We start from the raw sequence: 8203 nt of genomic DNA, 5'->3' as shown, positions 1-8203 counted from the left end.
CGTTTCTGCTATTCAGATACATTCCGTCATTTGACAACCTGACGATTCCGTCCCGCTTCCACATTCTAACGATGCTCCATATGTCAGTTTTGGCAGGCTACGGCATGAGATATATTCTGGCAAAAAGAAGATACCTCATTGGGTTAATAATACCCATTATACTTCTTGAATATTTCATACCTACATCCGTATTCAAAAATCCCATCGCACCTGTATATGAACATATCTCGAGGGACCGAAAAGCTCAGTCTATACTGCAAATCCCATTTTTTGTGCGGGATACTGTTACTTGTATGGGCATATCGGCTGACCCGTCCATTCAGTCTTACCAGTCAGTGCACCATAAAAAGATATTGAATGGTGCTATCTCACGGCTTGGCCCAGAGAGCATATTTTATTCCTATCTGAACCTACCCGTAATCAGTACTGTATATCTAATACAAAGCGACCTTCCCGTAAGACCAGAGTATATAGAGTCTGACAAGCGATTAGCCGAAGAGGTGGTAAACCTATTTGGACTTGGTTATGTAGTTGTATATAAGAGCCACTACGTTACAATCGAGGGGGCGCATCAGTACCTGAAATATGTTTTGCCGATGAAAAAGATATATGAAGACGAAAATAATGTGGTCTATGAGGTTACTATCAGCAAACCCGACATAATTAAAATAGACATAGGTACGGAGACCTCAATCCCGTATCTCTATAAGGGCTGGATAAATGGACAGAAAAGCGGTAAAACCACTTATGCATGAATAACAGGAAAAGAGTCAACACTCCTTTTAAACCTCGACTCTGGAAGGGATTATGAAATGCTCATCCACATGAGACCCCACGAGACCCTCAAGAAAAAGGCACTCAGGGTGTTTATAAATGATGTTTATCTGAGCAGTCTAACATTGGAAGAAGGCTGGAAGACATATTCTGTCCGTTTACCCAAAGACTCGATTAAAGACGGCATTAACAGGGTCAAATTTCGTCCCGAAGATACTGTTATCACAGATGAGAAATTTGGCGAAATATGGGCAAGAGGTCTGCCAACCGATTTATTACGAAAGATGGTTTCGGATTATCTAAAAGAGCCATCCGAGATGATACTGGAATGGGAGCTTGACAATACCAAGTTCTCGAAGACTCCTATATCCACTGCATTCGATTTCATAGAGGTAATGCCCATCGTGCAACCATGAAACACTTTGGTAAAGAACTCTGATAAAATACTTACTATGCAAAAAGACTCTATTTCCGTTGTAATACCTGCATATAACGAGGAACTGCGAATCCTGCCCACGCTGAATAGACTCTATGAGTATCTAAGAGCCAATTTCAGGGACTTCGAGATAATAGTCGTTGACGATGGCTCTAAGGATGGCACATCAGGTATCGTGGGTAATATTGCATTAAGTAATATCAGGCTGATTCAGCATCCAGTCAACAGGGGAAAAGGCTCCGCAGTCAAACACGGCATACTCTCCTCAAAAGGCAGTCTTATCCTCATCTCCGACGCTGATATGTCAACCCCAATAGAGGAGATAGAGAAGCTCATCCCATTCATCGAGTCAGGCTTTGACATAGCAATAGGCTCAAGAGGACTTAAAGAATCCGAGATAGCACTAAGACAGCCATGGCACAGGGAAAACATGGGCAAGATATTTAACATATTCGTGAGGGGATTCCTTGTAAGAGGCATAAAGGACACACAGTGTGGGTTCAAGCTTTTCAAGGCAGAGTCTGCAAAAAGGATATTCGAGAAATGCACTATAGCTGGCTTCAGCTTCGATGTGGAGGCACTTTTCCTTGCCAGAAGGATGGGCTATAAAATAAAAGAGGTTCCAATCAGGTGGCTTGATTCGCCTGATTCGAAGGTAAGAATAATACAGGAGCCTGCTAAAATGCTCATTGACCTTTTAAGGATAAGGCTATACTGGATTCTGGGCAGGTATGGTCTTTAGGGCTTACTTTTCGTTTTGCACTTATTACATCTGCCTTTTATCTCAAGCGTGTGGCTTATGCTCTGAAATCCCTCTACCTTACAGAGCTTTTCCTGAAGCCTCTCGAGGGGCTTTGAATAAAACTCGATGACATGCCCGCATGAAATACAAAACATATGGTCGTGATGGCCCGATATTCGCTCATAGTGGGTATGCTTGTCTGTCTTTTGGACCTGCTCTATGAGTCCGACAGAAACGAGAAGTGGAAGGGTTCTATAGACAGATGCCTTTGAGGGCTTAATGCCTTTCCTTCGCATATCGATATAAAGCTCATCAGGGTCAAAATGTCCCTTTCTCAAGGAGACCTCTTTAAATATAACCCTCCTCTCCTCTGTAAGCCTGAGCCCTTTACTTTTTAGATATTCCCTGAAGACATTTATTTCCATTCTATATTTCCATTTCTTTATCTCTTTACATAAATCCCTCTGGCTATGTCCTCGTCAATAGCAAGGGTGGTTTCATCGATGCTAAGGACATATGAGGGTCTCTTTTGAAGAAGCTTAACAACTGCTCCCGGGACAAGCCCCATTGTCGCAAGCCTGTCCATTGCAGGTGCATTTATAAAGACGACCTTTGCACTTCCACCAACCTCTATATCCGAGATACTTTGGACAAGAGGACTAACCTTCTTTGCATAGAGCTTACAGCAATTGCCCCTTGGAATCTGTCTTCCGTGAGGGCATGTGGGTGGATGACCTAAGAGGGTGCAGATTGCCTCCTCTACCCCAGGGCTTATGGCATGCTCGAACCTGCATGCATCCTCCTCATAGTCCTTGAGGTCTAAGACATCTGCAAAAAGCCTTTCTGCCAAAAGATGCCTTCTTGTGATGTCCCTTGCCCTTGCCCTTCCCTCATCAGTAAGGTAAACCTTGTCGTCCTTTATAATGAGCCAGCCGTCATCCTGCATCATGAGAATTCCTGCCTTAGAGCCTACCTCTTCTATGACATCATCGAGCATTACATCTCCTGCCTCTGCAAGCTCCCATATAGTCTCAAATGCCTCATCCTCAAAAAGGCTCTTTTCTGTGCCTGATGGGGTGTGGCTTCTACAAGGCTTTTCTTTTTCTTCCATAAAGCCCTCCTACATTTAATTATTGCATAAAAAGCCCATACATGAAAATATCCTATATCTTTACATCGAATGCCCTGAGTGCCCAGTTAAGAAGCCCTCCAAAGGAGATTGCAACAGGCAATATTATCGCTATTGCTGAAAGTGCAAACCTGAGTCCCATCTCCTTTACCATCATCAGGAAATGTGCAAGACACGGTATAAACAGGGTTATGGTCACAAGACTCACCACTGCCTGAAGAGGTGTAAGAATGCCTGCTACAGACATGGCAAAAAGCCCAGCTGCACCATAATCCCTTCTTAGAAATCCTATGAGAAATGCCTCAGTCGCTTTGGCAGGCAGTCCAAGAACTCCTACAACGACTGGAGAGGCAAAACTCTCGATGATTCTTAAGACAGCCATCTTGTCAAGCAAAAAAAGGATAAATGTCCCCAGCATAAAAAGCGGCACTGCCTCCTTGAGATACCAGATAGTCCTGCTCGATGTCTTGATTAAGATATTAGAAAGGGTTGGCTTTCTGATAGGCGGGATCTCAAGGAAAAACTCAGACCTTTCGCCCGGAACAATCTTAGAGGCAAGGTATCCTGAGACAATCAGCACAAAGAACACGCATCCAAGCCATATAGAAAGAGAAGTGATAGATTGTGAGCCGAGCATTCCTAAGATGACGCCAAGCTGTGCTGCACATGGAACTGCCAATGCAAGAAGAAATGTGGCTATCAGCCTTTCCCTTTTGGATTCAAGGATTCTCGTTGTCATGACAGCCATTGTTCCACAGCCCAATCCTAAGACCATAGGAAGAACCGCCTTTCCGCTTAAGCCCACCATATTAAAAACCCTGTTACTCATTATAGCAAGCCTCGGAAGATAGCCTGAGTCCTCAAGTACGGCAAATGCTATAAAGAATGTCGTTGTTATCGGAAGTATTATGCCTATTGCATATGTTAGTGCCATTGTTATTAGTCCATACTGCCCAATGAGCATTTCCCTTAGGATTCTAAGTGGTATAACTGTTTCTATGACCTTTGTAAATACAGGATTAAGATATTCCCCAAAAACAGTCTCCTCCATAAAACCTACAAGGGTTCCTGCACCAAAGACACCCACGAACTCATAAAGAGCAAAAAGCACTCCTAAGAGAACCATTGTTCCCCAGAGAGGGTGCATGCTTACCCTGCCAATGAAAGAAGCTATAAAACCTCCTTCCTGAGGAAATTTTTTAACCACCTTTCCTACTATCTCCTCTGCCTTTCTAAGACGTGCTTCATTCACAATAAGCCCCAAATGCCTGCCTGCCTTCCTCTGGCACTCATCCCTTATAGCCTCAATCTCATCGATAATGCCGTTTTTAAGATTAGCACTTAGCCATTCCTCGAGGCTCTCGTCTCCTGAAAGTACCATTATCGCAATCGACCTCTTGGATATATTTGCAGGTGGTAGAAGTGAAACCAGTCTCTCTATGTACTGCTCGATTTGAGGGCTGTATCTAATACCAATTGACGGCGATTGGAAGTCTCCTTTTGATATAGCTGTTCTCAGCTCCTTTATGCCTTTTTTTTCGGGCGCAACCGTGCCAACGACCTCTACTCCGAGCAATTCCCTGAGTTTATTGTTGTCTATGCTGATTCCCCTGTCCCTTGCCTCGTCTTCCATGTTAAGGTCAAGGATAACAGGGAGCCCCATCTCGGCAAGCTGAATGGTTATAAGGAGTGTCCTTTTAAGATTCTTTGCATCTCCCACCTGAAGGACTACCGATGGCTTTTCACTCAAAAGTATATCCCTCGTTACCCTCTCGTCCTCGCTCATGGGAACAAGACTGTTCACCCCCGGGGTGTCCACAACAAGATACCTCTTTTTATCCGCACTCATGTTTCCATAAGAGACCTCCACAGTAGTTCCGGGATAGTTCGAAACAGTCGCATACTTACCTGTAAGAAGCCCAAATATGACGCTTTTTCCGACATTTGGGTTTCCTACAAGGGCAATCCTCTTAAGCCCTTCTGACTTCTGGCTATGTCTGTGTCTGTGTTCGTGCATATTCAAAACCTTCTGGAGAATAGAATTTTTTTATTGAGACTTAGTCTCAATCTCAATTATATAAGGCTTAAACCCTTTTTGTCAAGAGGATATACTCAGACTTTTTTAAGTTGACTTTACCCTCTGGGGTGCTATATAATTTTTTATTAAAAGATTATTAAGGAGGGAAAAACGAAACTTAAAGGAACAAAGACCGAAAAGAATATTCTTACTGCCTTTGCAGGAGAGTCTCAGGCAAGGAATCGCTACACATATTTTTCAAGTAAGGCAAGACAAGAGGGTTTTGTGCAGATAGCCCAGATATTTGAGGAGGCTGCAAATCATGAAAAAGAGCATGCAAAAAGGCTTTTCAAGCTTCTTGAAGGTGGCATGGTAGAGATTCAGGCTTCTTACCCAGCAGGAGTTATAGGCACAACAGAGGAAAACCTTAGAGAGGCTGCAGGAGGCGAACACTATGAATGGGCTGAGATGTATCCATCTTTTGCAAAGACTGCTCAAGAGGAGGGCTTTGAAGACATAGCAAAGATATTTTTAGCCATAGCAGTATCTGAAAAACAGCATGAAAAGCGCTATTTAGGGCTTCTTGCAAATATAAAAGGCGGAAAGGTTTTTAAGAAGGACAAAAGCGTAACATGGAGATGCCTCAACTGTGGCTATCTGCATGAAGGAGAGGAAGCACCTGAGGTCTGTCCTGCATGCAACCACAAAAAAGAGTATTTTGAGCTTCTCGCAGAAAACTGGTAAAGCCTATACGCTCTTTTTCTGAAGCCTCTTAAGAGCCTCTTTTGCATGCTCTTGAACGAGGGCGCTTTTGTCCAAAAGTGCGATTTCGAGGGCTTTTAGTGCCTCTCCTCCTCCTATCTGGCCAAGGCTTCTTACAACAGATTTCCTGACTATATATGATGGGTCATCCAGAAGGGCAGTCAGTGCGCTGACTGCCTTGCTGTCTCTTATCATGCCCAGTGCCTTTGCAGAGCTTTTTCTCACCCACTCTTCCGGGTCATTAAGTGTCCTCATAAGATAAGGGACTGCATCTTCGGAGCCCAGCTCTCCTAATGCAAATGCCGAATTGTCCCTTACTGCCATAGACGGGTCATTAAGTGCTATGATAAGCGCAGGAAGTGCCTTTAGGTCTTTGAGCTTACCCAATGCAGTTGCGGCATTTTTTCTCTTAATGTCGCTTGGGGATTTGAGTTCTTCGATCAGTTCTTCAAGGCTCATAACGGGGGACTCCCTATTCCCTATATGTGCCTTGCCCTTTTTTGCCTGAGACCTGAATCCTCATCAGTGCACGCTCAAGCGCAGACTGTGCCCTGATAAAATCTATCTCCTCGTCCTTTTTCAATCTCTCCTCTGCCCGCTTCAGAGCTAACTGTGCCCTTTGGACATCTATGTCAATAGACCTCTCAGAGCTGTCTGCAAGGACAAGAACCTTATCGTGTCCTACCTCGGTATAGCCCCAGTTGACAAAGAAATGTGTAACCTCACTGCCACCCCTACATGTAAGCATACCTACCTTAAGGGTCGTTATAAATGGCGAATGTCCTGGCAGAACGCCGAATTCACCTTCAGAGCCTGCCGCAGTAACCTCATCCACATCCTCGCTAAAGACGAGACCATGGGGTGTGACTATCTCAAGCCTTATCTTGTTTTCCATGTGACCCGATTAACCTTTACTCCAGCCCAATTTTACTGCCTTTTCCTCTGCCTCTTCTATTGTGCCAACCATATAGAACGCCTGCTCAGGCATAGTGTCATACTGGCCATCGCATATTGCCTTAAAGCCCTTCATGGTATCGGCAAGTTTTACATACTTGCCCGGGGTGCCTGTAAATGCCTCAGCCACATGGAAGGGCTGGCTAAGAAACCTCTGTATTTTTCTTGCCCTCGACACTGTGAGCTTGTCGTCCTCTGAAAGCTCCTCCATACCTAAGATGGCAATAATGTCCTGAAGCTCTTTATACCTTTGAAGAATCTGCTGAATCCTTCTTGCAATCGAATAGTGCTCATCGCCCAAGACCTTCGGGTCGAGGATTCTCGATGTAGAATCCAGAGGGTCAACCGCAGGGTATATGCCAAGCTCGGATATCTGTCTTGAAAGCACCACTGTTCCATCCAGATGAGTGAATGCAGTTGCCACTGCCGGGTCTGTAAGGTCGTCTGCCGGCACATAGATTGCCTGCATCGATGTGATAGAGCCTTTCTTTGTAGAGGTTATCCTTTCCTGAAGCATGCCCATGTCTGTGCCTAAGTTAGGCTGGTATCCAACCGCAGAGGGCATCCTTCCAAGAAGTGCAGAGACCTCCGAGCCAGCAAGGGTAAACCTGAATATGTTATCTATGAAGATAAGGACATCCTGTCCCTCATCCCTGAAATACTCAGCCGCAGTAAGGGCTGTAATGCCAACCCTAAGCCTTGCCCCTGGTGGCTCATTCATCTGCCCATATATAAGGGCAACCTTGTCTAAGACACCTGAGTGCTTCATCTCAAGATAAAGGTCATTGCCTTCCCTTGTCCTTTCTCCAACACCTGCAAACACAGAGACACCTCCATGCTTCATTGCTATGTTATGAATCATCTCCATGATAACAACCGTCTTGCCAACTCCTGCACCTCCAAACATCCCCATCTTCCCACCCCTGACAAACGGCACAAGAAGGTCAAAGACCTTAACGCCTGTTTCAAAGACCTGAGTGACAGTCTCCTGCTCTACAAACTCAGGGGCTAGCCTGTGAATGGGTAATTTCTGTTTAGCCTCTATAGGGCCTAATTTATCGCAAGGCTCGCCTATGACAGTCATTATCCTGCCCAGCGTCTCTTTTCCGACAGGCACAGTTATTGGCTGTCCTGTATCTATTGCCGGCATGCCTCTTACAACGCCATCCGTCGTTGACATTGCAATAGTCCTTACCTTGTTGTCCCCAAGATGAGATGCGACCTCAAGTGTTAGGTCTATGGCGGGTATGCCCTTTTCAGGCTGAGCAGACTGTTGAATCCTGATGGCATTCAATATCTCAGGAAGCTTCTTTTCGAACTCTAAGTCAACCACTGCACCTATGACCTGCGAAACCTTTCCCTCATTAATCTCCATATTACCTCCAGTAA

The 8203-nt window shown here is 44.8% G+C and carries 10 protein-coding genes; 4 read left to right on the top strand and 6 right to left on the bottom strand.

Annotated elements, in window-relative coordinates; translation table 11 throughout:
- The first annotated feature begins 104 nt into the window (after nt 1-104).
- Genes HY805_07730 through HY805_07720 form a run of 3 tightly spaced genes read left to right on the top strand, consistent with a single transcriptional unit; the run spans nt 105 to nt 1952 of the window.
- Nucleotides 105-755: a hypothetical protein gene (locus HY805_07730; GenBank protein ID MBI4824099.1), complete on the top strand. Its 651-nt coding sequence runs from the start codon at nt 105-107 to the stop codon at nt 753-755.
- 57 nt (nt 756-812) lie between these two features.
- The gene (locus HY805_07725; GenBank protein MBI4824098.1) at nt 813-1190 is read left to right on the top strand and encodes a hypothetical protein; all 378 of its coding nucleotides are present in this window, start codon (nt 813-815) and stop codon (nt 1188-1190) included.
- A gap of 36 nt (nt 1191-1226) precedes the next feature.
- On the top strand, nt 1227-1952 hold the full coding sequence (locus tag HY805_07720; protein MBI4824097.1) for a glycosyltransferase family 2 protein: 726 nt from the start codon (nt 1227-1229) through the stop codon (nt 1950-1952).
- Here the strand turns inward: HY805_07720 and HY805_07715 are convergent.
- The 3 genes from HY805_07715 to feoB are packed head-to-tail and all read right to left on the bottom strand — an operon-like array spanning nt 1949 to nt 5098.
- Complete coding sequence (locus HY805_07715) at nt 1949-2377, bottom strand: transcriptional repressor (protein ID MBI4824096.1); 429 nt, start codon at nt 2375-2377, stop codon at nt 1949-1951. The two genes, HY805_07720 and HY805_07715, sit on opposite strands and share 4 nt — an antisense overlap.
- 17 nt (nt 2378-2394) lie before the next feature.
- Complete coding sequence (locus HY805_07710) at nt 2395-3063, bottom strand: metal-dependent transcriptional regulator (GenBank protein ID MBI4824095.1); 669 nt, start codon at nt 3061-3063, stop codon at nt 2395-2397.
- A gap of 52 nt (nt 3064-3115) precedes the next feature.
- On the bottom strand, nt 3116-5098 hold the full coding sequence (gene feoB / locus HY805_07705) for a ferrous iron transport protein B (GenBank protein MBI4824094.1): 1983 nt from the start codon (nt 5096-5098) through the stop codon (nt 3116-3118).
- 156 nt (nt 5099-5254) lie between these two features.
- On the opposite strand from feoB, the gene HY805_07700 reads away from it, so the two are divergent.
- Complete coding sequence (locus HY805_07700) at nt 5255-5842, top strand: rubrerythrin family protein (GenBank protein MBI4824093.1); 588 nt, start codon at nt 5255-5257, stop codon at nt 5840-5842.
- Nucleotides 5843-5845: 3 nt separating this feature from the next.
- Here the strand turns inward: HY805_07700 and HY805_07695 are convergent, their stop codons facing one another.
- Genes HY805_07695 through atpD form a run of 3 tightly spaced genes read right to left on the bottom strand, consistent with a single transcriptional unit; the run spans nt 5846 to nt 8189 of the window.
- Nucleotides 5846-6319 (bottom strand): HEAT repeat domain-containing protein, encoded by a 474-nt coding sequence (locus HY805_07695; GenBank protein ID MBI4824092.1) that lies wholly within the window; start codon nt 6317-6319, stop codon nt 5846-5848.
- Between the two features lie 13 nt (nt 6320-6332).
- Nucleotides 6333-6755: a F0F1 ATP synthase subunit epsilon gene (locus tag HY805_07690; GenBank protein MBI4824091.1), complete on the bottom strand. Its 423-nt coding sequence runs from the start codon at nt 6753-6755 to the stop codon at nt 6333-6335.
- A gap of 9 nt (nt 6756-6764) precedes the next feature.
- Nucleotides 6765-8189 (bottom strand): F0F1 ATP synthase subunit beta, encoded by a 1425-nt coding sequence (gene atpD / locus HY805_07685; protein ID MBI4824090.1) that lies wholly within the window; start codon nt 8187-8189, stop codon nt 6765-6767.
- Nucleotides 8190-8203: the final 14 nt, after the last annotated feature.

This window comes from Nitrospirota bacterium, from assembly GCA_016207905.1.
GTDB lineage: Bacteria > Nitrospirota > Thermodesulfovibrionia > Thermodesulfovibrionales > JdFR-86 > JACQZC01.
This window is presented reverse-complemented; position numbering and strand designations above follow the sequence as displayed.

Excerpts from the sequence above, each read along its gene's own strand:
- HY805_07730 (MBI4824099.1), top strand. The coding sequence starts at position 105 with ATGAGATATATTCTGGCAAAAAGAAGATACCTCATTGGGTTAATAATA.
- HY805_07725 (MBI4824098.1), top strand. The coding sequence starts at position 813 with ATGCTCATCCACATGAGACCCCACGAGACCCTCAAGAAAAAGGCACTC.
- HY805_07720 (MBI4824097.1), top strand. The coding sequence starts at position 1,227 with ATGCAAAAAGACTCTATTTCCGTTGTAATACCTGCATATAACGAGGAA.
- HY805_07715 (MBI4824096.1), bottom strand. The coding sequence starts at position 2,377 with ATGGAAATAAATGTCTTCAGGGAATATCTAAAAAGTAAAGGGCTCAGG.
- HY805_07710 (MBI4824095.1), bottom strand. The coding sequence starts at position 3,063 with ATGGAAGAAAAAGAAAAGCCTTGTAGAAGCCACACCCCATCAGGCACA.
- feoB (MBI4824094.1), bottom strand. The coding sequence starts at position 5,098 with ATGCACGAACACAGACACAGACATAGCCAGAAGTCAGAAGGGCTTAAG.
- HY805_07695 (MBI4824092.1), bottom strand. The coding sequence starts at position 6,319 with ATGAGCCTTGAAGAACTGATCGAAGAACTCAAATCCCCAAGCGACATT.
- HY805_07690 (MBI4824091.1), bottom strand. The coding sequence starts at position 6,755 with ATGGAAAACAAGATAAGGCTTGAGATAGTCACACCCCATGGTCTCGTC.
- atpD (MBI4824090.1), bottom strand. The coding sequence starts at position 8,189 with ATGGAGATTAATGAGGGAAAGGTTTCGCAGGTCATAGGTGCAGTGGTT.